Source organism: Bradyrhizobium sp. WYCCWR15520 (genome assembly GCF_056174665.1).
Window position 1 is genome coordinate 1 of record NZ_JBWBWM010000044.1, and the last position, 24,300, is coordinate 24,300.

The 24,300-nt window shown below is 63.1% G+C and carries 21 protein-coding genes; 14 read left to right on the forward strand and 7 right to left on the reverse strand.

The features are described 5' to 3' along the window. Nucleotides 1-531 precede the first annotated feature (531 nt). Entirely contained in the window at nt 532-993 is a 462-nt protein-coding gene (locus AC0QUY_RS35045) for an Lrp/AsnC family transcriptional regulator (protein WP_475390571.1), read from the reverse strand. Nucleotides 994-1,130: 137 nt separating this feature from the next. Between AC0QUY_RS35045 and AC0QUY_RS35050 the strand changes: the two genes are divergently transcribed. The 3 genes from AC0QUY_RS35050 (at nt 1,131) to bla (ending at nt 6,351) form a co-directional block, all read left to right on the forward strand. After that, on the forward strand, nt 1,131-3,497 hold the full coding sequence (locus AC0QUY_RS35050) for a transketolase (RefSeq protein WP_475390572.1): 2,367 nt from the start codon (nt 1,131-1,133) through the stop codon (nt 3,495-3,497). 382 nt (nt 3,498-3,879) lie between these two features. Then, a complete protein-coding gene (locus AC0QUY_RS35055) occupies nt 3,880-5,310 on the forward strand; it encodes an aldehyde dehydrogenase family protein (protein WP_475390574.1) in 1,431 nt (476 codons plus the stop codon). Between the two features lie 150 nt (nt 5,311-5,460). Then, nucleotides 5,461-6,351, forward strand: a complete 891-nt coding sequence (bla, locus tag AC0QUY_RS35060; protein ID WP_475390576.1) for a subclass B3 metallo-beta-lactamase — start codon at nt 5,461-5,463, stop codon at nt 6,349-6,351. A gap of 33 nt (nt 6,352-6,384) precedes the next feature. Here bla and AC0QUY_RS35065 read toward each other — a convergent pair whose 3' ends face one another. Further along, complete coding sequence (locus AC0QUY_RS35065; RefSeq protein ID WP_475390578.1) at nt 6,385-7,353, reverse strand: SMP-30/gluconolactonase/LRE family protein; 969 nt, start codon at nt 7,351-7,353, stop codon at nt 6,385-6,387. 94 nt (nt 7,354-7,447) lie between these two features. Here AC0QUY_RS35065 and AC0QUY_RS35070 point away from each other — a divergent pair, with 94 nt between their 5' ends. Beyond that, on the forward strand, nt 7,448-8,269 hold the full coding sequence (locus AC0QUY_RS35070; protein ID WP_475390580.1) for an NAD-dependent epimerase/dehydratase family protein: 822 nt from the start codon (nt 7,448-7,450) through the stop codon (nt 8,267-8,269). 88 nt (nt 8,270-8,357) lie between these two features. On the opposite strand, the gene AC0QUY_RS35075 is transcribed toward AC0QUY_RS35070, so the two are convergent. Both AC0QUY_RS35075 and AC0QUY_RS35080 read right to left on the reverse strand, forming a co-directional pair. Continuing rightward, nucleotides 8,358-9,050 (reverse strand): GntR family transcriptional regulator, encoded by a 693-nt coding sequence (locus tag AC0QUY_RS35075; protein ID WP_475390582.1) that lies wholly within the window; start codon nt 9,048-9,050, stop codon nt 8,358-8,360. Continuing rightward, a complete protein-coding gene (locus AC0QUY_RS35080) occupies nt 9,047-9,229 on the reverse strand; it encodes a hypothetical protein (protein WP_475390584.1) in 183 nt (60 codons plus the stop codon). Before AC0QUY_RS35080 ends, AC0QUY_RS35075 begins: the two co-directional genes overlap by 4 nt. A 164-nt stretch (nt 9,230-9,393) precedes the next feature. On the opposite strand from AC0QUY_RS35080, the gene AC0QUY_RS35085 reads away from it, so the two are divergent. Further along, nucleotides 9,394-11,100, forward strand: coding sequence for an IlvD/Edd family dehydratase (locus AC0QUY_RS35085; protein ID WP_475390586.1), 1,707 nt, complete (start codon nt 9,394-9,396; stop codon nt 11,098-11,100). Between the two features lie 141 nt (nt 11,101-11,241). Here AC0QUY_RS35085 and AC0QUY_RS35090 read toward each other — a convergent pair whose 3' ends face one another. Next, nucleotides 11,242-12,033, reverse strand: a complete 792-nt coding sequence (locus tag AC0QUY_RS35090; protein ID WP_161852845.1) for an enoyl-CoA hydratase/isomerase family protein — start codon at nt 12,031-12,033, stop codon at nt 11,242-11,244. Between the two features lie 271 nt (nt 12,034-12,304). Here AC0QUY_RS35090 and AC0QUY_RS35095 point away from each other — a divergent pair, with 271 nt between their 5' ends. Continuing rightward, the gene (locus AC0QUY_RS35095; protein WP_475390588.1) at nt 12,305-13,525 is read left to right on the forward strand and encodes an NAD(P)/FAD-dependent oxidoreductase; all 1,221 of its coding nucleotides are present in this window, start codon (nt 12,305-12,307) and stop codon (nt 13,523-13,525) included. A gap of 46 nt (nt 13,526-13,571) precedes the next feature. Here the strand turns inward: AC0QUY_RS35095 and AC0QUY_RS35100 are convergent, their stop codons facing one another. Both AC0QUY_RS35100 and AC0QUY_RS35105 read right to left on the reverse strand, forming a co-directional pair. Then, a complete protein-coding gene (locus AC0QUY_RS35100) occupies nt 13,572-14,492 on the reverse strand; it encodes a ribokinase (protein WP_475390592.1) in 921 nt (306 codons plus the stop codon). A gap of 2 nt (nt 14,493-14,494) precedes the next feature. Next, a complete protein-coding gene (locus tag AC0QUY_RS35105; RefSeq protein WP_475390594.1) occupies nt 14,495-15,406 on the reverse strand; it encodes a sugar kinase in 912 nt (303 codons plus the stop codon). A 222-nt stretch (nt 15,407-15,628) separates the two neighbouring features. On the opposite strand from AC0QUY_RS35105, the gene AC0QUY_RS35110 reads away from it, so the two are divergent. The 8 genes from AC0QUY_RS35110 to AC0QUY_RS35145 all read left to right on the forward strand — a co-directional run bounded on the left by AC0QUY_RS35110 (nt 15,629) and on the right by AC0QUY_RS35145 (nt 24,295). Then, a complete protein-coding gene (locus AC0QUY_RS35110) occupies nt 15,629-16,888 on the forward strand; it encodes a Glu/Leu/Phe/Val family dehydrogenase (protein WP_475390595.1) in 1,260 nt (419 codons plus the stop codon). Beyond that, nucleotides 16,885-17,730, forward strand: coding sequence for a VOC family protein (locus AC0QUY_RS35115; RefSeq protein WP_475390597.1), 846 nt, complete (start codon nt 16,885-16,887; stop codon nt 17,728-17,730). Before AC0QUY_RS35110 ends, AC0QUY_RS35115 begins: the two co-directional genes overlap by 4 nt. Before the next feature lie 294 nt (nt 17,731-18,024). After that, nucleotides 18,025-18,684, forward strand: a complete 660-nt coding sequence (locus tag AC0QUY_RS35120; protein WP_161852851.1) for a TetR/AcrR family transcriptional regulator — start codon at nt 18,025-18,027, stop codon at nt 18,682-18,684. 220 nt (nt 18,685-18,904) lie between these two features. Next, nucleotides 18,905-19,714 (forward strand): ABC transporter permease, encoded by an 810-nt coding sequence (locus AC0QUY_RS35125; protein WP_065756591.1) that lies wholly within the window; start codon nt 18,905-18,907, stop codon nt 19,712-19,714. 57 nt (nt 19,715-19,771) lie between these two features. Then, nucleotides 19,772-20,770, forward strand: a complete 999-nt coding sequence (locus tag AC0QUY_RS35130) for an ABC transporter substrate-binding protein (RefSeq protein ID WP_161852853.1) — start codon at nt 19,772-19,774, stop codon at nt 20,768-20,770. 116 nt (nt 20,771-20,886) lie between these two features. Continuing rightward, nucleotides 20,887-21,732, forward strand: a complete 846-nt coding sequence (locus AC0QUY_RS35135) for an ABC transporter ATP-binding protein (RefSeq protein WP_475390599.1) — start codon at nt 20,887-20,889, stop codon at nt 21,730-21,732. 11 nt (nt 21,733-21,743) lie between these two features. Beyond that, nucleotides 21,744-23,147 (forward strand): hypothetical protein, encoded by a 1,404-nt coding sequence (locus tag AC0QUY_RS35140; RefSeq protein WP_475390601.1) that lies wholly within the window; start codon nt 21,744-21,746, stop codon nt 23,145-23,147. Continuing rightward, nucleotides 23,144-24,295, forward strand: a complete 1,152-nt coding sequence (locus AC0QUY_RS35145) for a Gfo/Idh/MocA family protein (protein ID WP_475390603.1) — start codon at nt 23,144-23,146, stop codon at nt 24,293-24,295. The genes AC0QUY_RS35140 and AC0QUY_RS35145 overlap by 4 nt, the downstream gene beginning before the upstream one ends. The last annotated feature ends 5 nt before the right edge of the window (nt 24,296-24,300 follow it).

Consider the following 24,300-nt stretch of genomic DNA (forward strand, 5'->3'; position numbering starts at 1 on the left):
CGCTTGCAAAGCCGACAGACCGGTGAACGGGCGGGGTCAAGGCCGCAGCCGCCGTAGGCGGGGGCGCGCCAGCGCCAGCCTTGAGGCCGGCCGATCACCGGGCTACTTCCAGCACAGTTGCTCTGATCTCGATGAGGGCAGGAAAGCAGATGCAAACCTCGGGCAGTTCATGTCGCGAGATCGCGAAGTCATATTCAGTCGTCGTCACCCGCGAAAGCGGGTGACCCAGTATTCCAGAGGCAGCAGTGATTGAGCCGAGAAGCCGCGGCGTACTGGGTCCCCGCCTTCGCGGGGACGACAGTCGAGTATGCGTCGCTATCTCAGCGTCATTGCGAGCGCAGCGAAGCAATCCATTGTCACCACGTACGCGGACAGATGGATTGCTTCGCGGAGCCTGTCATCGGGCGCGCGTTCGCGCGACCCGTTGGCTCGCAATGACGGGAGAGTGCATCGCCAAGCATCCATCCCCTCGCCCTGAGGAGGCCGCGCAGCGGCCGTCTCGAAGGGCGGGGCCACCAGCGGGCCCTCACATTACACCGGCAGCGCGATCGAATATTTCACCTGGCTCAGCGCAAAGCTGGACTCGATCGAGGCAATGCCATCCAGCCGCGTCAGCTTGTTCTTCAGGAACGCTTCGTAGGAGGAAAGATCAGCCGCAACGACGCGCAGGAGGTAATCGCGGTTGCCGGTCATCAGGTAGCACTCCAGCACCTCGTCCCATTTCGAAATCGCCCTGGCAAAGCGGTTGAGGTCTTCCTCCTTCTGCCGCGCCAGCTTGATCGAGATGAAGACGCTGACATGCAAGCCCAGCGATTTCTGGTCGACAGTCGCGATATAGCGGGTGATGACGCCGCGCTCTTCCAGAAGTTTCACGCGGCGATGGCAGGGCGATACCGACAGGCCGACCTTGTCGGCGAGCTGCTGCATGGTCATGCGGCTGTCGGATTGCAGCAGGCCGAGGATCTTGCGGTCGATGGCGTCGAGGGACGGCATTGGGATGAACTCGTGGTTTTGGGGTCGATTGTGGTAAACTATCCCAATATTGGGCGGTATGTCGCAGCAAATTGAGAATTTTGGTGTCCTGCCGCCCGCTAAAATCGGCGCATACTGAACGCCTCCGGAGCATGGCCATGCCGATCGAGCCCGCACGCCTGGAAACGCTGACCGCGCTGGCGCGCAAGGTGTTGTGGCTGTCGTCGTGGACCATCCATCACGCCAACCATGTCAGGCCCAATAGCGACGGGTTGAAGGTCGGCGGCCATCAGGCTTCGTCCGCCTCGCTCGCCAACATCATGTCGGCGCTGTACTTCTCCGTGCTCCGTCCGCAGGACCGCGTCGCGGTGAAGCCGCATGCAAGCCCGGTGTTTCACAGCATCCAGTATCTGTTCGGCCACCAGACTCGCGAAAAACTGGAAAATTTCCGCGGCTACAAGGGCGCGCAGTCCTACCCGTCGCGCACCAAGGATGCCGACGACGTCGATTTCTCCACCGGATCGGTCGGACTCGGCGTCGCGCAAACGCTGTTCTCCTCGCTGGTGCAGGATTACGTCACCGCCCATGGCTGGATGAAGGACCGGCCCGAGGGGCGGATGATCGCGCTGGTCGGCGACGCCGAGATGGACGAGGGCAACATCTTCGAGGCGCTGCTTGAGGGGTGGAAGCACGCGCTGCGCAACACCTGGTGGATCGTCGACTACAACCGCCAAAGCCTGGACGCCGTGGTGCGCGAAGGGCTGTGGGAGAAGTTCGAGACCATGTTCCGCAATTTCGGCTGGGACGTGGTGATCGTGAAATACGGCCGCCTGATGCAGGCGGCGTTCGCCGAACCCGGCGGCGAAGCGTTGCGGCGCTGGATCGACAATTGCCCGAACCAGATGTATGCGGCGCTGTGCTTCCAGGGCGGCGCGGCGTTCCGCAAACATCTGCAGGACGACATCGGCGATCAGGGACAGGTGTCGCAACTGATCGAGCGCCGCAGCGACGAAGAGTTGCTGGCGCTGATGTCCAACCTCGGCGGCCATGACATGGCCAGCATGATCGAGGCATTTGAATCGATCGATCACGACCGTCCGGTCTGCTTCATCGCCTACACCATCAAGGGCGTCGGGCTGCCGATGCAGGGCCACAAGGACAATCACGCCGGCCTGATGACGGTGGCGCAGATGGAGAAGTGGCGCGGCGCGCAGAACATCCGTCCCGGCCATGAATGGGACAAGTTCGAAGGCTTGTCGCAGGCGCCCGCCGAACTCGAAGCATTTTTGGCAGCAGCGCCCTTCAACCAGGAGGGCCGCCGCCGTCTCACCGCTGACGTCATCGACGTGCCGCAACAGCTCACCTTCAAGCCGGCGGCGCAGATGTCGACGCAGCAGGGCTTTGGGCTGGTGCTCAACGAGCTCGCGCGTGGCGACACCGAACTGGCCGCGCGCATCGTCACCGCGTCGCCCGACGTCACCGTGTCGACCAATCTCGGCGCCTGGGTCAACCGGCGGGGCTTGTTTGCCAAGGCCGAAAACCACGACCTGTTCCGGCAGGAGAAAATCCCGTCCGCCTTCACTTGGGAGTTCTCACCGAAGGGACAGCACCTCGAACTCGGCATCGCCGAGATGAACCTGTTCATCATGCTATCGGCGCTGGGGCTGTCGCATCAGATCAACGGCGAGCGGCTGCTGCCGGTCGGCACGCTGTACGATCCCTTCATCGAGCGCGGTCTCGATGCGCTGAACTATGCCTGCTACCAGGATGCGCGCTTCATGGTGGTGGCGACGCCATCCGGCATTACGCTGGCGCCGGAAGGCGGCGCGCACCAGTCGATCGCGACGCCGCTGATCGGCATGGCGCAGGATGGGCTGGCCTCGTTCGAGCCGGCTTTCGTCGATGAACTCGCCGCGATCATGGGGTGGGGTTTTCGTCACATGCAGCGCGACGGCGGCGAGGGCGGTTCGGTCTATCTGCGGCTGTCGACGCGCACCATCGATCAGCCGCAGCGGATCATGACGCCGGACCTGCAACGGGACATCACCGAGGGTGCCTACTGGCTGCGCCAGCCGGGACCGAACTGCGATATCGTGATCGCCTATACCGGTGCGGTGGCGCCGGAGGCGATCGAGGCGGTGGGCTTCATCGGCGAAAGCCACCGCGACGTTGGTTTACTGGCGGTAACCTCTGCCGATCGGCTGCATGCCGGATGGTCCGCTGCGCGGAATTTGCGCCGTGACCGCCGTGGCATCCAGCATCTCAGCCACATCGAAAAACTGCTGGCGCCGCTCGGCCGCGACTGCGGTATCGTGACCGTGATCGATGGCCATCCGGCCGCGCTCTGCTGGCTCGGCAGTGTCCGCGGTCACCGCCTTGAGGCGCTCGGCGTCGAGCAGTTCGGCCAGACCGGCACCATTGGCGACCTCTACCGCCACTACGGCATCGACGCCAACGCCATCATCGACGCCGCCGAAAGCCTCACGGTCGGCGCGCCGGTGCGGCACCGGAAGACGGCGGTGTGATGCGAGACTTCCAATGCCGCGCCACCCCCACCCCAACCCTCCCCCGCAAGTGCGGGAGAGGGGGCGCAGCTCGGGGCTTGATGGCGAGCGTGTAACGTCGTGAGACATTGAAAGTTGTGTCTAGGTGCTACGTTGAATTTTCACTCGCTGCTTGCGGCAATCTTCTCTCCCGCTTGCGGGGGAGGGCCGGGGTGGGGGTCTCTCCACACGGACAGTCGCGATGAGGAGTACCTTGCCACCTCCGTACTCCCACCCTTATATCCAGCGCCTGCCGCATCGCGGCACCCCGCATATGGCGGGTTCAACTGCTTGGGCTTTCGTGCAAGGATGCCTGCCGAACGCTTCCGTTCCTCCTCATTGCTCCGAGATAAAGAGGTTTCCGATGGTCAATCGCATGCAATTCTACATCGATGGCGCCTGGGTCGATCCCGCCGTCAAGAAATCCACGCCCGTCGTCAATCCGGCGACCGAAGAAGCAATGTATGAAGTTGCGCTCGGCTCCAAGGCCGACCTCGACAAGGCCGTTGTCGCCGCCAAGCGCGCTTTCGTGACCTATTCGCAGACCAGCCGCGAGGAGCGCGTTGCGCTCTTGGAAAAGATCATCGCGATCTACAAGGGCCGCATGAAGGACATCGGCGCCGCCGTGTCCGACGAAATGGGCGCGCCGCTGCCGATGGCAGAAAAGCTGCAGGCCGGTGCTGGCCTGGGCCACATCATGTCGACGCTGGAAGTCCTGAAGAACTATCACTTCGAAGAGACGCTCCCCTCCGCTGTCGTGGTGCGCGAGCCGGTCGGCGTTATCGGCATGATCACGCCCTGGAACTGGCCGCTGAACCAGATCGCCTGCAAGGTCGCGCCCGCGCTCGCCGCCGGCTGCACCATGATCCTCAAGCCCTCGGAATTCACCCCGACCTCGGCGCTGATCTTCGCAGAGATCCTGCATGAAGCGGGCGTGCCGAAGGGCGTGTTCAACCTCGTCAATGGTCTCGGCCCCGAAGTCGGCGCCGCGATGGCTGAGCATCCCGATATCGACATGATCTCGTTCACCGGCTCGACTCGCGCCGGCGTCGACGTCGCCAAGCGCGCGGCGCCGACCGTGAAGCGCGTCAGCCAGGAACTCGGCGGCAAGTCGCCGAACGTCATCCTCGAAGGCGCCGACCTCACCAAGGCCGTCACCGGCGGTGTGATGCACATGTTCAACAACTCCGGCCAATCGTGCAACGCACCGTCGCGGATGATCGTGCCGCTGTCGAAGATGAAGGAAGTCGCCGCCATTGCCAAGGGCGTCGCCGACAAGACCAAGGCCGGCGATCCCCGCGCCGAAGGCACCACCATCGGCCCCGTCGTCAATCGCGGCCAGTGGGACAAGATCCAGGCGCTGATCCAGAAGGGCATCGACGAAGGCGCGACGCTCGTCGCCGGCGGTCCCGGTCTGCCCGAGGGCGTCAACAAGGGCTTCTATGTCCGCCCGACCATCTTCGCCGACGTCACCAACGAGATGACGATTGCCCGCGAAGAAATCTTCGGACCGGTGCTGACGATCATCGGCGCCAAGGATGAAGCCGATGCCGTGAAGATCGCCAACGACACGCCCTACGGTCTCGCCGGTTACGTCTCGGGCGATACGGTGGAAAGCGCGCGCCGCGTGGCCCGCCAGATCCGCGCCGGCAATATCAACCTGCAGGGCGTGCCGAACGACCGCACCGCGCCGTTCGGCGGCTACAAGCAGTCCGGCAACGGCCGCGAGTGGGGCAAGTACGGCCTGGAGGAATATCTCGAGGTGAAGGCGGTCGCCGGCTACAATGCCGCGTAATTGATGCGGCGCTCGCGCCGTTCATGAAAGGTGCCGGCTGCGGAACCGCGGCCGGCATTTTTTTGACCAGAATCGTCGTCAGGCTGAACTCGGCGTCAATGCGCAAGCCGATAATGGCGACGGCGCAATAAGAAAAGATGGAGGATGGCCGTGAAAAAGATCGCCGTTGCGCTTGTGGCGCTGATGTCGCTGACCGCCACCGTCGAGGCCCAAACGGTCAAGGATCTGCTCGAAACCCTCAGGGTGAAGTGGAACACGCCGACCGAGCCGTTCAAGATGATCGGTAACGTCTATTACGTCGGAACCGACGGCCTGGCGTCCTACCTGATCACGTCGCCGCAGGGCCATATCCTGGTCGATACGGTGATGCCGGACGCAACCTCGCAGATCAAGGCGAGCATCGAAAAACTCGGCTTCAAGATCACCGACATCAAATACCTCCTCAACACCCACGCCCATATCGATCACACCGGCGGCCTTGCCGAAATGAAGCAGGCCAGCGGCGCGCAGATGATCGCCGGCGATGCCGACAAGCCGCTGCTCGAAGGCGGCTACTATCCGGGCGCGCAGGAGGACGACGGGCTTAAGTTTCCGCCGGTGAAGGTCGACCGCACGGTGCGCGAAGGGGACAAGGTTACGGTCGGCGATGTCACGCTGACCGCGCGCGAAACGCCGGGACATTCGCCGGGCTGCACGAGCTGGGAATTCTCCGTGAAGGACGGCGATGCCACGCGCTCGGTCCTCATCTTCTGCAGTGGCACCGTGGCGCTGAACCGCCTCGCCCCCAATCCGACCTATTCCGGGATCGTCGCCGATTACCGGAGGACGTTCGCGCGGGCGAAGGAGATGAAGGTGGATGTGCTGCTCGCGCCGCATCCGGAAATGTACAGGATGCAGGACAAGCGTGCCATGATTTCGGATGGCGCGCCCAGTCCGTTCGTCAATCCAGGCGAGTTCAACGCCTACGCGGCGACGCTGGAAAAGGCGTTTGAAGAGGCGCTGGTCAAGCAGACCGCCGCGGCACAGGAGAAGAAGGGGTGAATTGACCTTGGCGCTTGAGGCGCGCGCGCGGACTTATCCGCCCGGCGCGCCCTGCGTGTTCACATAGAGCGCGTAGATCGACTGGCTCGCGGCCATGAACAGGCGATTGCGCTTCACGCCGCCGAAGCAGAGATTGGCGCAGCGTTCGGGCAGCGCGATGCGGCCGATCATGACGCCGTCGGGGGCGAACACCACGACGCCGTCGAGTTCGGGATCACCCATGCCCCAGCCGCACCAGAGATTGCCGTCGATATCTATTCGAAAACCGTCGGGCGTGCCCGGGCCGGCATCGACAAACACGCGCTTGTTGGAAAGCTTGTCGCCGGATGGCGAGACGTCATAGGCAAGGATCTTGCGGTTGGGCACGCCGCGGGATTCGATGATGTAGAGAATCTTCTCGTCCGGCGAGAAGGCTAGCCCGTTCGGCCCCAGCACGCCTTCGGCGACGATGCTGGCCTTGCCGGTCGCGGCATCGAGACGAAAGACATTGGCGTCGATTTCGGGCTCGGCCTTGTAGCCCTCGTAATTGCCGAGCAGACCGAAAGTCGGATCGGTGAACCAGATCGAGCCGTCGGATTTGACGACGACGTCATTGGGCGAGTTCAGCCGCTTGCCGTCGAAGGAATCGATCAGCACCGTGATCGAGCCGTCATATTCGGTGCGGGTCACGCGGCGGCCGCCATGCTCGCAGGTGACGAGCCGTCCCTGCCGATCGCGGGTATTGCCGTTGGCGAAGTTCGACGGCTTGCGGAAGATGCTGACCGCGCCGGTCTCCTCCTCCCACTTGATGATGCGCTGGTTCGGGATGTCGCTACACAAGAGATAGCGCCCGTCACCGAACCACACCGGGCCTTCGGCCCAGCGCAGGCCGGTGGTCAGCCGTTCCACGGATGAGAGCTTCAGCCAATACTTCTCGAAGCGCGGATCGAGTGCACGGATGGCCGGATCGGGGTAATAGGTCGCCGGGCGCCAGCCGGCTGAATGCGATGCTGCATCGGACATTTGCTGTTCTCGTTGGTGCGTTCCCAGAGCGTTTGGGTTAGCTATCATTACCTGCTAATGACCGCAAATCGGTTGCGAGACCAAGAGGAAACAAATGCCACGCATATTGATGACTGGCGCTGCCGGCGGGATCGGCGCATCCCTGCGCAAGCTGTTGCCGCCGATCTATCCCGACCTGCTGCTGAGCGATTTGAAGGCGCCGGCCGATCTCGGCAAGGACGAAAAGTTCAAGGCGGCCGATCTCGCCGATATGTCACAAGTCGAGGCGATCTGCGAAGGCGTTGACGGCATCCTGCATTTCGGCGGCTACTCGGTGGAAGGTCCCTGGGATTCGATCCTGCAGTCCAACATCATCGGCGGCTACAACCTGTTCGAGGCCGCGCGGAAAAAGGGCGTCAAGCGCGTGGTGTTCGCCTCGTCAAACCACGCCGTCGGCTTCTATCCGCGCCATCACCGGATCGGTACCGACGTCACCGCGCGCCCCGACAGCCGCTACGGTGTCAGTAAGGTGTTCGGCGAAGCGGTAGGCGCGCTCTATGCCGACAAGCACGGGCTCGGCGTCACCTGCTTGCGGATCGGCAATTTTGGCGAGATGCCGCTCGACCATCGCCGGCTGTCGATCTGGCTGAAGCCGGAGGACCTGGTGCAGCTCTGCCGCATCGGGCTCGATCATCCCGACATCCATTTCGAGATCTTCTACGGCGCCTCCTATAACGAGCGCGCCTGGTGGGACAATCACCGCGCCTACGAACTCGGCTATCGCCCGACCGGCAGGGCTGAGGATTTCCGCGAACATGCGATGGCCGAGCAGGCCAAACTGAAGCCGGACCCGGTCGGCGATTACTACCAGGGTGGCACGTTCTGCAGCATGGAGTTCGACGGGGACAAGGATCGGATTATCAACTGGAAGAAATAGCACGTCATTCCGGGGCGCATCGAAGATGCGAACCCGGAATCTCGAGATTCCGGGTCTGGTCCTTCGGACCATCCCGGAATGACGATCCCTACATCGTCTGCTTATCCGCGGCGATCCGCCCGAGATAATCCGACTTGCTGAACTGCATGTGATCGACACAGAGCTGCGCCAGCGCCCAGCTGTCGCGGCCCTTCAATAGCTCGATCATCAATTCGTGCTGGCGTCGCGACAGCGCCAGCCCATCACGGTCGGCGAGATTCTTGGCGCGCATCGGCAGCGTCAGGTTCATGTAGTCCTGCAGCGAGCGCACCAGATAGGGGTTACCGCAGGCGGAAAACAGCGCGACGTGAAAGGCATCATTGGCTTCATGGATGCCGCGCAGATCCTGCGCGTCGGCCTTGGCGCAATACTGCCGTTGCAACTCGGTCAACTGCTCGATCAGGCCGGCGGGGGTGGGCAGGGTGATCATCAGCGCCGCCTGCCGCGTCAGCATTTCCCGCACCTCGTAGATCTGGCGAACCTCCTCGGCCGAATAGAACCGCACCGTGGCGCCGATGTTTTTCTCGCGCAGCACGATGCCCTGGCGTTCGAGCTGGAACAGCGCCTGGCGGACAAAATGCCGGCTGGCGCCGTAGCGCTGCATCAGCGTGTCCTCGACCAGCCGCAAACCCGGCGCGAAGCGGCCGAAGATGATGTCCTCTTCCAGCCGGCGGATGACCTCCGCCTGCTCCTCCTCGCGCGTCGGCGCGGAAGTCTCGGTCAATGATTCCTGCGGCTTCATCGCGAGGCCTCCCAGCCCGACAGCCGATAGCAATCCTCGACCAGCCGCAAAGTCTCGAGATTATCCTGCGGCGCCGTCTCGAAGGGCGAGTCGTCGCGAAGCGCGGTCACGAAATGCGCGATCGTCCGGCTATTCGAACCTTGATACTCGACTGCGAGATCGCGCAATGGTTGGATCATGAGCGCGTTTCCAGTTTGGACCGGAAATCAGCATGCACGCGCATTATTGTCAATAATGCTGCTGTTTATCGACGATATGCTCGCCTCGAAGGGTCGAATGATCAAATATTGACAATAATCCGCCAGGCTTCTTAAGTGTCCCAGGAAACGACAGGAAGAAAAAAATGGCCGACGGACTTCGCAAGGGACTGACGAGTTATGGCGACACTGGCTTCTCGCTGTTCCTGCGCAAGGCCTTCATCAAGGCCATGGGCTATTCCGACGATGCGCTCAATCGGCCGATCGTCGGTATCACCAATACCTACAGCGACTACAATCCCTGTCACGGCAACGTTCCGCAGATCATCGAAGCCGTGAAGCGCGGCGTGATGTTGTCGGGCGCGATGCCGATGGTGTTCCCGACGATTTCGATTGCTGAGAGCTTTGCGCATCCGACCTCGATGTATCTGCGCAATCTGATGGCGATGGATACCGAGGAGATGATCCGCGCCCAGCCGATGGACGCGGTGGTGGTGATCGGCGGGTGCGACAAGACCCTGCCGGCGCAGATTATGGCCGCGGTCTCCGCCGATCTGCCGACCGTCGTCATTCCCGTGGGGCCGATGGTGGTCGGGCATCACAGGGGCGAGGTACTGGGCGCTTGCACCGATTGCCGGCGGCTGTGGGCAAAATATCGGGCCGGCGAAATTGATGATATCGAGATCGAAGATGTCAACGGCCGGCTCGCGCCATCGGTCGGCACCTGTATGGTGATGGGCACCGCCAGCACCATGGCGTGTGTTACCGAGGCGCTGGGGCTGTCGCTGCCGATGAGCGCAACGATTCCTGCACCGCATGCCGAGCGATTTCGTTCGGCGGAAGCAAGCGGCAGGGTGGCGGCCGCGCTGGCCAAGGCGAAGGGGCCAAAGCCCAGCGAATTGCTGACGCCGGCGTCGTTCCGCAATGCGCAGGTGGTGCTGCAGGCGATCGGTGGCTCGACCAATGGCCTGATCCATCTCACCGCGATCGCGCATCGCTCGCCGCACAAGATCGACCTCGAAACATTCGACAAGCTCGGCCGCGAGGTGCCCGTGCTCGTCGATCTGAAGCCGTCGGGCGAGCATTACATGGAGCACTTCCATCATGCCGGCGGTGTGCCGAAATTGATGGCGCAACTCGGCGATCTCATCGATCTCGACGCAAAGACCATTACGGGGCAGACGCTGCGCGAGGTTGTGGCTGAAGCGGAAGATGTTCCGGGACAGGACGCGATCCGTCCGCGCGACAATCCGATCAAGGTTGAAGGCGCAATGGCGGTGCTGCACGGCAACCTTGCGCCGCGCGGGGCCGTCATCAAGCAATCAGCGGCGAGCCCGAAACTGCTGCAGCATACCGGCCGCGCCGTGGTGTTCGAATCCGTCGAGGATATGACGCTGCGGGTCGACGATCCCGATCTCGACGTCAACGCCGACGACGTGCTGGTGCTGCGCAATGCCGGCCCCAAGGGCGCGCCGGGCATGCCAGAAGCCGGCTATCTGCCGATTCCGAAGAAACTCGCGCGCGGCGGCACCAAGGACATGGTGCGGATATCGGACGCGCGCATGAGCGGCACGGCGTTCGGCACCATCGTGCTGCACATCACGCCGGAATCTGCCGTCGGCGGCCCGCTGGCGCTGGTGAAAAACGGCGACATGATCCGCCTCGACGTCGCCAAGCGCAGCATCGACCTGCTTATCGATGATGCCGAACTTGAGAAGCGCCGCGCGGCGCTCGCGCCGGCCGCGACGCCCGATTGGGCGAGGCGCGGCTATGCGCATTTGTTCAACGAGACCATTTTGCAGGCCGACGAGGGCTGCGACTTCGACTTCATGCGCGGGCAGGGGAAGGACTAGCCCGGTGGCGTCATGCCCCGCGAAGGCGGGGCATCCAGTACGCCGAAGTGCTGCATTGAATTGAGAGAGCGCAGCGTACTGGATCATCCGCTTTCGGCTTTCGCGGATAATGACAGTTGAGCGGACGGCATCAATGCGCCGCTACTTCCCCTTGCTGGTGAACTTCTTCACGGCGACGCGGAAGTCTTCGGTGAGCATGGCGTCGATGATCTTCGCTTCCTCGGCATCGAGCTGCTGCTTTACCGGCGTCACCGCGGCCTGATAGACCAGCGACTTGGTGCCGGCGATCGCCGCGGGCGGGTTCTGCGCCAGCCGCTCGGCGAATTTGCGTGTTTCCGCTCTTAACTCGGCCGCCGGTACGACGCGGGCGACCAGGCCCCATTCATAGGCCTGCTGCGCGGTAAAGCTGTCCTCGGCCAGAAGTATCTGCAGCGCGCGGCGGGTGCCGACGGTGCCAACCATGCCGACCGTGCTGCCGCCATCAGGCGAGACGCCGATCTTGGCATAGGCCGGCGTGAAGCGGGCGTCGTCGGCGGCGATGCAGAGGTCGGTGACGAAGGCGAGCCCCATGCCGGCGCCGGCGGCGGAGCCGTTGACGCTGGAGAGAACGATCTTCGGCATCCGCCGCAGCGTCTCGATGAAGGCGTGGTAGTGCTTCAATAGCTCGCCGACCACGGGCGCCACGGTATCGTTGGCGGCGGCAGCGCCAATGGTCTGCAAATCGCCGCCGGCCGAGAAGGCGCGGCCTTCGCCCTCGATCACCAGCACGCGGACAGCGTCATTGCCCTCGACCTCCGCGCCGAGTTGTTCGAGCTTCTGTGCGATCGACAGATTGATCGAATTGAAGGCCGCGGGGCGGTTGAGGGTAATGGTCGCAATCGGGCCCTCGATCCTGAGCAGGGCAGGGGCGGCGGTATCATCGGAGGTCGACATGGCAAGGCCTCGGGGCGCGAGGGTGGGCCGGCATTTAAATAGAGAAGTCAGGAGGTGACAATCCCCGGGCTGGACCGGCAAAAATGCGGCAAAGGCCGCCCTCAGGGCCACCGACACCCTTGCGTCTCCTCGTGCCATGAGGTCAGATAGCGTCTGTCATCGTTCGGGACGGACACGAGCGCCGCGCCCAGGGGACGAGACAGGCAAGCCAAAATCACTGGAGAGGAAACGACATGGGTCATTCCCGTGTGCTCGAACGTAGGATGTCCCTATGACGGCAGGAACAATTGTTATCATTGGCGCTGGCCACGCCGGCTATCAGCTTGCGGCCTCGCTGCGCCAGCACGGCTTTTCCGAACGCATCGCGTTGTTGAACGATGAGGGCCATCTGCCGTACCAGCGGCCCCCGCTATCCAAGGCCTATCTGAAAGGAACCGGCGGGCCCGACAGCCTGATGTTCCGACCGGGAAAATTCTATTCTGATCAGAACATCGACCTGATCTCCGATCGTGCGGTATCGATAGACCGCGCGGCGCGCAAGGTGGCGCTCGCCTCCGGCGCATCGCTGGATTACGGCCATCTGGTACTGGCGACCGGCGCCCGCAATCGCCTGCTCGATATCCCCAACGCCAATCTCGACAGCGTGCGCTATTTGCGGACGCTCGATGAGAGCCAGTCGCTGCGCGATTACATCACGGCGGGCCAGCGCGTCGTTGTCATCGGTGCCGGCTTTATCGGGCTGGAGTTCGCAGCGACGGCCCGGGCCAAGGGTCTCGAAGTCGACGTCGTCGAACTTGCCCCGCGCGTGATGGCGCGCGCGGTGACGGCCGAGATCTCGGAGTTCTTCCAATTGCGGCATACCGCGGCCGGCATTCACATTCATCTGGGTGTGCAGGTCACCAGTATCGAGAGCGACGGCCACAAGGTCACCGGCGTCAGCCTCAGCGATGGCCGGCACCTGAAAGCCGACCTGATCGTGGTCGGCGTCGGCGTGTTGCCCAATGTCGAGCTGGCGGCGCAGGCCGGCCTGCCGGTGGCGTCGGGGATCATCGTCGACGAGCATCTGCTCACCGCCGATCCCAATATTTCGGCGATCGGCGATTGCGCGCTCTATGAAAGCCCGCGCTTCGGCGGCTCGCTGCGGCTGGAGTCGGTGCAGAACGCCACCGACCACGCGCGCTGCGTCGCGGCCCGGCTGACCGGCGATGCCAAACCCTATGATGGCGTGCCGTGGTTCTGGAGCGATCAGGGTCCCGACAAGCTGCAGATGGTGGGACTGACCACCGGCTACGACCGCGTGGTGGTGCGCGGCGATCAGGCCCAGGCCGCATTCTCCGCCTTTTGCTACAGGGGCGGACGCCTCGTCGGCATCGAGTCCGTTAATCGCGCGGGCGACCACATGTTCGGCCGGCGCCTGCTCGCCGTGAACGGATCAATCACGCCGGAGCAGGCGGCGGACACCGGCTTCGACCTGAAGAGTGCGCTGACTTAAGCCGGACTTGTAGGGTGGCAAGCTGCGCTTTGCTTACCCTACGAAGTCAGGCGCGCTTTGCGAGTAGTTCATCCACTTCGGCCGCCGTCGGCATCGACGGCGCGGCGCCCATCCGCTGCACGCAGATCGACGCGGCGGCATTGGCGTATGCGAGCGCGTCGCGGATCGGCGTTCCATTGGCAAGCTGCGCGGCGAGGGCGCCGACGAAGCAATCGCCCGCGCCGGTGGTATCCACGGCCTTAACAGCGCGTCCCGCAATCAGCGAAGGCTCGCCGCCGATCAACGCCAGCACGCCGCGCTTGCCCAGCGTAACGCAGATGATGGTGTCCGGGCCGGTTGGAAGGCGCCGCGCTGCTTCAATGAAGCGGGCAGGCTCGTCGGTGTCGTGAAGCACGCTCTGCGCAAGAAGCCCAAGCTCGGTTTCATTGAGAATGAGGATATCGACGAGTTCGAGCAGGCCGGGAGCGCAGGCGAGCGCCGGCGCCGGATTGAGGATGGTGGTCGCCCCGGCCGCGCGCGCCCGTTTGAAGAAGGCGGCGATGGTCGCTTGCGGAATTTCGAACTGGCTCACCGCGACGTCGCCCTTGGCGAGCGCAGGCGCGGCAACGTCGTCGGCGCTGACCAGTGCATTGGCGCCGGGCACCACCACGATGGTGTTATCGGCGTCGGCGATGGTGATGACGGCCGTTCCAGTGTGGATATCCGCGGTGTCCTGGACCAGCGCGAGGTCGACGCCTTGCGCGGCGAGGAACGTCCGCAATTGCTGGCCGAACGCATCTACGCCCAGCCGGCCGATCAGCGTCGACGGCGCGCCGAGCTTGGCTGCGGCCACCGCCTGGTTGGCGCCCTTGCCGCCCGGAAAATAATGCACGGCTTGGCCGGCGACGGTCTCGCCGACCTTCGGATGCCGGTCGGCTGTCGCCACCACATCCATGTTGATGCTGCCGGCGACGAAGACGCGCCCCATCTCTAATCCCAAAATTCCTTCTTGCGCCCGATCTGGAATTCCTGCTTGACGCCATCGATGTCGGCAAGCGTCGGTAGTCCAGCCTCATTGCCGAGGCGCTGGATCTTATAGGTCGAGGCCGCGCGCGCAAACTCGAAATGCTCGTGCCAGCCTTTCCCGGGATTGTTGAGATACGAAAACACGTAAGCGCCATGGAATACGTCACCGGCGCCGTTGGTATCGAGCACGCGTTCGCGCGCGATCGGCAGCGCCGGCAGTTTGCGGACCGCGCCGGTCTCGTCATACCAGAGCAGGCCTTGCTCTCCCATGGTGACGCCGCCGACCCGGCAGCCGCGGCTCTTGAGATAATCGAGCATGGCTTCCGGCGTCTTGTCCATCTGCTCGCACAGCCGTTCGGCGACGATGGCGACGTCGATGAATTCCAGCAGTTCATGGGTGTTGGTGCGCAGGCCGCCGCCGTCGAGCGAGGTAAGAATGCCGTCCTCGCGGCAGAGCTTGGCATAATGGATGGCGGCATCCGGCTGGTGGCCGTCGATATGCAGCGCGCGGCAGCCCTTCAGGTTCAGCATCGGGAAGGGATGAATGTGCTCGTCGTCGCGGCAGCGCACGATGGCGCGCTTGCCTTCCTTCGGCATGATGAACGACAGCGAGGAGGAATTGACCTTGCGCGGGTGGATCGAGATTCCGTATTTCGCGGCCATGTCCTGAAACATGCGGCCTAGCCAGTCGTTCGCGACGGTGGCTATCAGGTCGGGCACGATGCCGAGCTTGGCGCAGCAGAACGCCGCGGTGACGGCGTTGCCGCCAAACGACACTGCATAGGCGGAGGCCACATGTTTTTCGTCGCCGGTCGGCATGTGGTCCGTGATGAAGGTAACGTCGATATAGGTCTGTCCGATGAAGAGAGCCTGCATTCGTTTTCCGTCATGAGCTGAGGGGTGGTCCCGGCCCGGCGCACGCACATTAGCACCGGTTATCGGATGCATTCGCTGAAATTATTCGCAACCGTGCCGTCTTTGCAGCTTGAGATGGGAGTATGAGGAGAATACGACCGTCCTTAGGGGCTCGTATAGGTCAGTATAACGGCTGACGGCTGCCCGGGTTTCCCGGCGGTGCGACAAAAGTGGAGGGAATTGATGACCGTTTATTCCGGTCCCGTATTCGATATGGCGGTTAACCAATTTGGTGTCATCGCCAACCATCTCGAAATCCCGATGGACGAGCGCGACCGGATCCTGATGCCGAAGCGGGCCATCACCGTCTCCTGTCCGATCCACCGCGATGACGGCACGGTCGCGGTGTTCGAGGGCTACCGGGTGCAGCATCACCTCACGCTCGGCCCCACCAAGGGCGGCACGCGATTCGCACCATCCGTCGATATCGGCGAGGTCGCAGCACTTGCGATCTGGATGAGCTGGAAATGCGCACTGGTCGGGCTGCCTTATGGCGGCGCCAAGGGCGGCGTCAATGTCGATCTCTCCACCATTTCCAAACGCGAACTGGAAGCGCTGTCGCGGCGCTACATGCAGGAGATGATTCCCTTCGTCGGTCCGCATACCGACGTGATGGCGCCCGACATGGGCACCAACGAACAGGTGATGGCCTGGTTCATGGACACCTATTCGATGTATCAGGGCCAAACCGTGACCGAGATCGTCACCGGCAAGCCGGTCTCGTCGGGCGGCACGCTCGGCCGGCGCGAAGCAACGGGGCGCGGCGTCGCCTATCTCGCCAGGCGCGTGCTGAAGGAGCTGTCGATCAATCCGGGCAGCGCCACCGCCGTGATCCAGGGGTTCGGCAATGTCGGCTCCTATGCGGCGCTGGAGCTGCAGCAATACGGGTTGAAGATCATCGCCGTCAGCGATCACACCGGCGCGCTGCATGATCCGGCCGGGCTCGATATTCCCGCGCTGATGCGGCACGCTGGCACACACGGCAGCATCGCCGGCTTCTCCAACCAGATGACTTTCGATCCCGAGGCAATTCTCACGCTGCGCTGCGACGTGCTGGTGCCGGCGGCGATGGAGCGCGTCATCGATGCGAACGTCGCCGAAAACCTGAAATGCCGCGTGCTGGCGGAAGGCGCCAATGGTCCGACCACGCCGGAAGCCGATCTGGTGCTGGAAAAGCGCCAGGGTGAAGTGTTCTTGATCCCCGACATTCTCTGCAATTCCGGCGGCGTAGTGGTCAGCTACTTCGAATGGGTGCAGGATCTGCAGCAATTGTTCTGGGAGGAAGAGGAAGTGACGCGGCGCGAATACGCCATCCTCGATCGCGCCTTCGATACCATGCTGGCGCGTGCGAAAGCGGACAAGATCCCGCATCGGACAGCGGCGATGGCGATCGGCGTGGAGAAGGTCCGCGCCGCCAAGAACACGCGAGGCCTGTTCCCATGATCACCGGCCTCGATCACGTCGTCGTTCTCACGGGCGACATCAACGTGGCCTCCGCGGCTTACCAGACCTTGTTTGCCCGCGCGCCGGCCTGGCAGAACAGCGGCGATGGCGCCGACCGTGTCCTGTTCACACTCGATAACACGACGCTGGAGTTGATGGCGCCGAGTGGCGAGGGGGCCGATGCGGACCGCATTCGCGCGGTGCTGGCGGCCCAGGGTGAGGGACTCGCAAGCATCTGCTTCCGCACCAGCGACATCACTAGGATGCATCGCAGGCTCGACCGGCTCACGCTGAAGCCTGATGCCATTGCCGACGTCGAAAGCCGCGATGCGGCCTCGGGCGCGACGCTGACATGGAAGCGGACCCGCGCGGCGACCGAAGCCACGCGAGGCGTCCGCCTGTTCTTCCTCGAGCGCGACCAGGAACGACCGCTGTCAGTGCGAACCACGACCGCCTCGATCACGGCGATGGACCATGTCGTGGTCTCAACGTCGGACCCCGAGCGGGCAGCCGCCCTCTATGGCGCGCGGCTCGGCCTCGACATGGCGCTCGACCGCTCGCACCCCGATTGGGGCCGGCTGATGTTCTTCCGCTGCGGTGACCTCATCGTCGAAGTAACGCACCGGCCGGGTAAGGAGGTAGATACTTCCCAGGACCGGCTGCGCGGCCTGTGCTGGCGCGTCGCCGACATCGACGCCACCCATGCGCGGCTCGTCCAGGCCGGTGTCGACGTGTCGGAAGTCCGCACCGGTCGCAAGCCGGGAACGCGGGTCATGACGGTGCGCAGCGGCACCTGCGGCGTGCCGACGCTGCTGGTGCAGCCGTCGGCAGGGAAGCCGTAGATCTACCCTCTCCCTTGTGGGGAGCGAGACGAGCGAAGCTCGCTCTTGGGGTGGATCGAATGAGCGTCAGCTCATTCGAGATGGGTGAGGGGTCTGTCTCCGCGGATAGAGACCCCTCATCCGCCTTCGCTATCGCGAAGGCACCTTCTCCCACAAGAAGGGGAGAAGGGAAGATGGCCGTCGCCACGTTCTCAAACCGTACCTTGCGTGCTACAGCTTGCTTAGTGCGACAATCGGGCGACTGATTTGGCAAAGGCAAAACGCGTTCAGAAATGGCAGCGGGACCCGGAGGGGATGCGGCTTCGCATTCTCGAGGCCGCCAAGCAGGAATTCGCCGCCCATGGCCTGGCTGGCGCGCGCGTCGATCGCATCGCGGCCAACGCCGGCGCCAACAAGCGCATGCTGTACTACCACGTCGGCAACAAGGAAGACCTTTACCTCACGGTGCTCGAAGGCGCCTATGAGAAGATCCGTTCCGAGGAGCGCGGGCTCGATCTCGAGCATCTCGATCCGCCCGAGGCGATCGAACGGCTGATCGACTTCACGTGGAATTATTTTCTACGCAACCCGGAATTCCTGGCGCTACTCAACACCGAAAACCTTGCCAAAGCGCGTCATCTGAAGCGTTCGACCAAGGTCAAATCGATGCACTCGCCATTCGTCGAGATGATCCGCACCGTGGTGCGGCGCGGCGTCGAAAGCGGCGATTTCCGCGTCGCCGTCGATCCGGTGCAGCTCTACATTTCGATCGCGGCGCTATGCTTCTTCTATCTCTCCAACAGCGCCACGCTCTCGGTAATCTTCGGCCGCGACCTCCTGAAGAAGGAGGCGAGGGACGAGCGGCTGGCGCATATGGTGGCGCTGGTGCTGGCGGCGCTGACGGGGAAGTCGACGGCGGATTTCGGCAAGGCCGTGGGGCAGGGCGTGCGGTCGCCGGCGCATCAGCCGGTTTGACTTTTTCGTCCCAGCGAAAGCAGGAACCGATACGCCGCGCCCCCTCGATTCGAGGCGGTAGTCCTTGATCCTGCTGTAACAATTGACATCGGTGGTTATGGGTTCCTGCTTTCGCAGGAACGACGACGCGAGCGCAAATTGCCGCACGAAAACCCGCTTGCCAGTATTTATCCAACGGGTTAATTTCCCGCCCGAAAAGAAGATCGATAGGGAGTGGGACGTGGCCGAGCTGAAGCGCGAGAGTGGCTTGTCGAAAGCGCTGAACGCGGCGTGGGTGCGGCCGTTTCTGTTCCTGCTGTTCATCGTGGTGATGTGGGACGTCACCATCCGCCTGTTCCAGATTCCGGCCTATCAGATCCCGGCTCCCGGCGACGTCGTGGCGGTGCTGCGGACCGAGTGGCCGGAACTGCTGCGGCAGTCCTGGCCCACGACTTATGCCACCATCTGCGGCTTCCTGCTGTCGGCGGTGTTCGGCATTCCCGTCGCCATGCTGATCGCGGGATCGAAGACGGTCGAAAGCTATATCTATCCGCTGCTGGTATTCTCGCAGTCGGTGCCGAAGATCGCGATCGCGCCGCTGTTCGTGGTCTGGTTCGGTTTCGGCATCATCCCGAAAGTGATCTCGGCGTTCCTGCTCGGGTTTTTTCCGGTGGTGGTGTCGGCGGTGCAGGGCTTCAAATCGGTCGACCCCGATATGGTCGATCTTGCGCGAGCCATGCAGGGCAGCCGCTTCCGCGTATTTTGCGCCGTCAATCTGCCGCATGCGATGCCGGCGATCTTCTCCGGGCTGAAGGTCTCGATCACGCTCGCCGTCGTCGGCGCCGTTGTCGGCGAGTTCGTCGGCTCCAATTCAGGCATCGGCTATGTGATGCAGCGCTCGATTGGAACGTTCGACCTGCCGACGATGTTTGCCGCGCTGGTGATCCTGGCGCTGCTCGGCGTGGTCCTGTTCTGGGTCGTCGACCGCATCGAACGCCTCGTGATTCCCTGGCATGTCAGCCAGCGCGACGACATCATTTTTGCTTCGTAGGCCAAGCCAACAAACGGTCCGCTCAAGGGCCGCATCACCACGAACGGGAGGATGACCATGATACGAACGATAACGGCGATCTCCGCCGCCCTGATCTGGACCGCACTTTCGGTGCTTCCGGCATCGGCCGCCGACAAGGTCGTGCTGATGCTGAACTGGTACGTCTATGGCGAGCACGCACCGTTCTACTACGGCAAGGCCAAGGGCATCTATGCCGCCGAAGGCATCGACCTCGAGATCCAGGAAGGCCGCGGCTCGGCGGCGACCACGCAGGCCGTTGCGGCCAAGACCGCCAATTTCGGTTATGTCGACGTGCCCACCATGATGCGCGCGGCCGTGAAGGGCGCGCCGATCGTCGCCACCGGCGTGCTGCTGCAGACCAGCCCGATGTCGGCGATGGGGTTTGTCGAAAAGAACATCAAGAAGCCCGAGGACATCAAGGGCAAGACGGTCGCGATCACGCCGGCCGACTCGATGACGCAGATCTGGCCGCTGTTCCTGAAGAAGACCGGCCTGAAGGAAAGCGATTTCCAGACGGTCGCCGGCGACGGCCAGACCAAGCTGAACGCCGTCATCAACGGCCAGGCTGACCTGCTGCTCGGCTATGTCATGGACCAGTCGATGAAGATCAAGGACGCCACCGGCAAGGACGTCAACGCGATCAAGTTCGCCGACTACGGCATCAACATGGTCTGCTCGGGCGTCGTCGCCAACACCGAGTTCGTCAAGGCCAACGCCGATCTCGTCAAGCGCTTCATGTCGGCGACGACGAAAGCCGTCGAAGCCGCAGAGAAGGATGCCAAGGGCGCCGCGCAGGCGATCCTCGACGCCAACCCGAAGGGCGGCAAGATCGAAACACTGACGCAGGGCTTTGAACTGACGATCCCGCTCTACCGCACGGCCGAAACCAAGAACAAGCGCCCGTTCCAGGTGACCGACCAGAACATGACCGATACGGTCAATCTGATGGTCGAATATGGCGGTCTCGACGCCAAGGCCAAGGACAATCCGAAGGCGTTCTACACCAATGATTACCTGCCGCAGGGCGGTTCGTGAATACCCGTCGTCATTCCGGGGCGATGCATAGCATCGAACCCGGAATCTCGAGATTCCGGGTCTGGTCCTCCGGACCATCCCGGAATGACGGGCATCTCGACAACGGAATGAGCTGAATGAATCCCGCGACGAAACCAACCGAGTTCGACCAGCCAGCCGCGCATCTGCGTCTGGTCTCCGATCGTGCCGGCAGCGCGTCGGGCATTACGCTGTCCGGCGTCTCAAAGACCTATCGCTCGCGCGACGGCGACGTGCCGTCGCTGCGGCCGCTGGATTTCCACATCAATGAGGGCGAGTTCTTTGTCGTGGTCGGCCCGTCCGGCTGCGGCAAGTCCACACTGCTCAAGATGATCTCCGGGCTGCTCGCGCCTTCGACCGGCGAAATCCTGGTCGAAGGCGAGAAGGTGACAAAGCCGCACGGCAATGTCGGCATCGTGTTCCAGAACGCGCTGCTGCTGCCGTGGCGCAACATCCTTTCCAACGTCATGTTGCCGATCGACATGAAGAAGCTGCCGCGCGACGAATACCTGCCGCGCGCGAAAGCGCTGTTGAAGCTCGTCGGTCTCGAAGGGTTCGAAAAGAAACTGCCCTGGCAATTATCCGGCGGCATGCAGCAGCGCGCCTCGATCTGCCGCGCGCTGGTGCACGATCCCAAGATCATGCTGATGGACGAGCCGTTCGGCGCGCTCGATGCCATGACGCGCGAGAAGATGAATGTCGAGTTGATGCGCATCCAGCGCGAGACCGGCAAGACGGTGCTGCTGATCACGCATTCGATACCGGAGGCGGTTTTCCTCGCCGACCGTGTGCTCGTCATGACCGAGCGTCCCGGCGCGATCGCGGCGATCTACGACGTGCCGCTGCCGCGCCCGCGCTCGCTGGACGCGATGGCCGATCCCGCCTTCACCGAACTGGTGCAGCGGATTCGCAAGCACTTCTTCACCCAAAGCGCGCTGGACTGAAAGCTGGCTTGATGCCGTATCGTTTGGCCGTACGAGACATTTCCTTCTTTGAACGTCCGGTCGCTTTTGCCCGGCCGTTCCGGTTCGGTGCGGTCGTCATCAACGCAACGCCGCAGGCTTTCGTGCGCGTCGAGATCGAGGTCGAAGGCAAGGGGACGGCAACGGGCGCCAGCGCTGAATTCCTGGTGCCAAAATGGTTCGACAAGCGGCCGCATCTCTCGCCGCAAGAGACTGTAGCCGAGTTGCGGCGCACGCTGATGATCGCGCGGGATTTCTATCTCGCACATATGACGTTTGAGACAGCGTTCGGCCTACACGCCGCCTGTATCGGCGCACAGATCGAGGCCTGCGCCAAAGAAGACATCCCGCCGCTGGCTGCGGCGTATGGCCCGGCCGAAATCGACAAGGCGATTCTGGATGCGCTGCTGCGCTGCACGGGTGCCAACTTCTTCGACGGCATGGCGGCGAACATTGCCGGTATCGATGCGCGCTTGTCGCGCGATCTGGCCAATGAGGACGTGTCGCAGTTTCTCGCAGGCCGCAAACGGCTGGAGCGCGTCGCGATCCGGCACACGGTTGGCATGGACGACAAGGTCGAAGGTGAGGGCGGTGTTGCCGACTTCAGCGAAAACGCCGGCGCGCGCTATTTCAAGCTCAAGCTCAACGGCGATCCCGCACACGATGCGGATCGCCTGACCCGGATCGGCAAAGAACTCGCGTCACTGTCGTACGATTACCGCGTCACACTGGACGCTAACGAGCAATATGTCGATCTCGCAGTCTTGAGCGCTCTGGTCGAACGGCTTGATCGTGATCCCGCGCTGCGGCCGATCGCATCGAAACTGCTCTACATCGAACAGCCGATGCCGCGCGACATCACGAAGGCCTCGCCACTCGGTGCGTTGGCGCGCTGCGACTTCATTGTCGACGAAGCCGATGATTGCTACGACGCGTTCCCGGTGGCGCGGGCGCTCGGCTATCGCGGCATCTCCTCGAAATCCTGCAAGGGGATTTACAAGTCGGTGATCAACGCCACCCGCGCGGCCAAATGGAGCGCGGGCGGTGAACAATGCTTCATCGCAGGCGAAGATCTCACCTGTCAGGCCGGCCTTGCCGTGCAGCAGGATCTCGCACTCGGCGCGCTGATCGGCGTCACCCATGCCGAGCGCAACGGCCACCATTATGTCGACGGCTTTGGCGATACGCCTGCCACGGAGGCGGAAGCGTTTCTCGCAGGTCATCCCGATCTCTATGTCCGCGACGGCGAAAAAATCCGGCTCGCGATCGATGACGGCAATCTCCTGACGGGATCGCTGACGACACCGGGCTTCGCCACTGCCGTGCATCCGGACTGGTCCGCGATGTCGCCGCTCGCAGAGCCCACAGCAAAAATTTCTCTGGAGAAAGCAGTATGACGACCAAACGCCTCGGCCTGATCATGAACGGCGTGACCGGCCGGATGGGGCTCAACCAGCATTTGATCCGCTCCATCATCGCGATCCGCGACCAGGGCGGCGTGCTGCTATCCAACGGCGACCGCATGTTGCCCGACCCGATCCTGATCGGGCGCGACGCGGAGAAGGTCGAGAAGCTCGCCAAGCGCTTCAACGTGGAGCGATGGTCGACCGATCTCGACAAGGCGCTTGCGGACACGAACGATAGCATCTTCTTCGATGCCGCGACCACGCAGGCGCGTCCGTCGCTGCTGACCAAGGCGATCGAGGCCGGCAAGCACGTCTATTGCGAAAAGCCGATCGCGACCAATCTCGAAGAGGCGATCGCGGTGCTGCGGCTTGCCAACGCCAAGGGCGTCAAGCATGGCACGGTGCAGGACAAGCTGTTTCTGCCGGGCCTGAAGAAGCTCGCTTTCTTGCGCGATTCCGGATTCTTCGGCCGCATGCTCTCGGTGCGCGGCGAGTTCGGCTATTGGGTGTTCGAGGGCGGCTGGCAGGAGGCGCAGCGGCCGTCGTGGAATTACCGCAGCGAGGACGGCGGCGGCATCATTCTCGACATGGTCTGCCACTGGCGTTATGTGCTCGACAATCTCTTCGGCGAGGTCGAGAGCATCTCCTGCCTCGGCACGACGGATATTCCCGAGCGTTTCGACGAGAAGGGCAAGAAGTACACGGCGACCGCCGATGACTCCGCCTATGCCACTTTCCGCCTCAAGGGCGGCGTGATCGCGCATATCAATATGAGCTGGGTGACGCGGGTCTATCGTGACGACCTCGTCACCTTCCAGGTCGACGGCACGCACGGTTCAGCGGTCGCGGGCCTGACGGATTGCGTGATCCAGGCGCGCCAGGCGACGCCACGGCCGGTATGGAACCCGGACGAAAAGCGGACCCATGATTTCTATGCCGACTGGCAGAAGGTTCCGGAGAACGTCGTCTACGACAACGGTTTCAAGGAGCAGTGGGAGATGTTCATCCGCCACGTCTGCGAGGACGCGCCTTACAAGTTCACGCTGCTGGAAGGCGCCAAGGGCGTGCAGCTTGCCGAATGCGCGCTGCAGAGCTGGCGCGAGCGGCGCTGGATCGACGTTGCCCCGATCAAGGTGTGAGGAGG

What these genes read in the sequence shown, in the direction of transcription:
- AC0QUY_RS35045 (WP_475390571.1), bottom strand. Translation starts at nt 993, where the DNA reads ATGCCGTCCCTCGACGCCATCGACCGCAAGATCCTCGGCCTGCTGCAA.
- AC0QUY_RS35050 (WP_475390572.1), top strand. Translation starts at nt 1,131, where the DNA reads ATGCCGATCGAGCCCGCACGCCTGGAAACGCTGACCGCGCTGGCGCGC.
- AC0QUY_RS35055 (WP_475390574.1), top strand. Translation starts at nt 3,880, where the DNA reads ATGGTCAATCGCATGCAATTCTACATCGATGGCGCCTGGGTCGATCCC.
- AC0QUY_RS35065 (WP_475390578.1), bottom strand. Translation starts at nt 7,353, where the DNA reads ATGTCCGATGCAGCATCGCATTCAGCCGGCTGGCGCCCGGCGACCTAT.
- AC0QUY_RS35070 (WP_475390580.1), top strand. Translation starts at nt 7,448, where the DNA reads ATGCCACGCATATTGATGACTGGCGCTGCCGGCGGGATCGGCGCATCC.
- AC0QUY_RS35075 (WP_475390582.1), bottom strand. Translation starts at nt 9,050, where the DNA reads ATGAAGCCGCAGGAATCATTGACCGAGACTTCCGCGCCGACGCGCGAG.
- AC0QUY_RS35080 (WP_475390584.1), bottom strand. Translation starts at nt 9,229, where the DNA reads ATGATCCAACCATTGCGCGATCTCGCAGTCGAGTATCAAGGTTCGAAT.
- AC0QUY_RS35085 (WP_475390586.1), top strand. Translation starts at nt 9,394, where the DNA reads ATGGCCGACGGACTTCGCAAGGGACTGACGAGTTATGGCGACACTGGC.
- AC0QUY_RS35090 (WP_161852845.1), bottom strand. Translation starts at nt 12,033, where the DNA reads ATGTCGACCTCCGATGATACCGCCGCCCCTGCCCTGCTCAGGATCGAG.
- AC0QUY_RS35095 (WP_475390588.1), top strand. Translation starts at nt 12,305, where the DNA reads ATGACGGCAGGAACAATTGTTATCATTGGCGCTGGCCACGCCGGCTAT.
- AC0QUY_RS35100 (WP_475390592.1), bottom strand. Translation starts at nt 14,492, where the DNA reads ATGGGGCGCGTCTTCGTCGCCGGCAGCATCAACATGGATGTGGTGGCG.
- AC0QUY_RS35105 (WP_475390594.1), bottom strand. Translation starts at nt 15,406, where the DNA reads ATGCAGGCTCTCTTCATCGGACAGACCTATATCGACGTTACCTTCATC.
- AC0QUY_RS35110 (WP_475390595.1), top strand. Translation starts at nt 15,629, where the DNA reads ATGACCGTTTATTCCGGTCCCGTATTCGATATGGCGGTTAACCAATTT.
- AC0QUY_RS35115 (WP_475390597.1), top strand. Translation starts at nt 16,885, where the DNA reads ATGATCACCGGCCTCGATCACGTCGTCGTTCTCACGGGCGACATCAAC.
- AC0QUY_RS35120 (WP_161852851.1), top strand. Translation starts at nt 18,025, where the DNA reads ATGCGGCTTCGCATTCTCGAGGCCGCCAAGCAGGAATTCGCCGCCCAT.
- AC0QUY_RS35130 (WP_161852853.1), top strand. Translation starts at nt 19,772, where the DNA reads ATGATACGAACGATAACGGCGATCTCCGCCGCCCTGATCTGGACCGCA.
- AC0QUY_RS35135 (WP_475390599.1), top strand. Translation starts at nt 20,887, where the DNA reads ATGAATCCCGCGACGAAACCAACCGAGTTCGACCAGCCAGCCGCGCAT.
- AC0QUY_RS35140 (WP_475390601.1), top strand. Translation starts at nt 21,744, where the DNA reads ATGCCGTATCGTTTGGCCGTACGAGACATTTCCTTCTTTGAACGTCCG.
- AC0QUY_RS35145 (WP_475390603.1), top strand. Translation starts at nt 23,144, where the DNA reads ATGACGACCAAACGCCTCGGCCTGATCATGAACGGCGTGACCGGCCGG.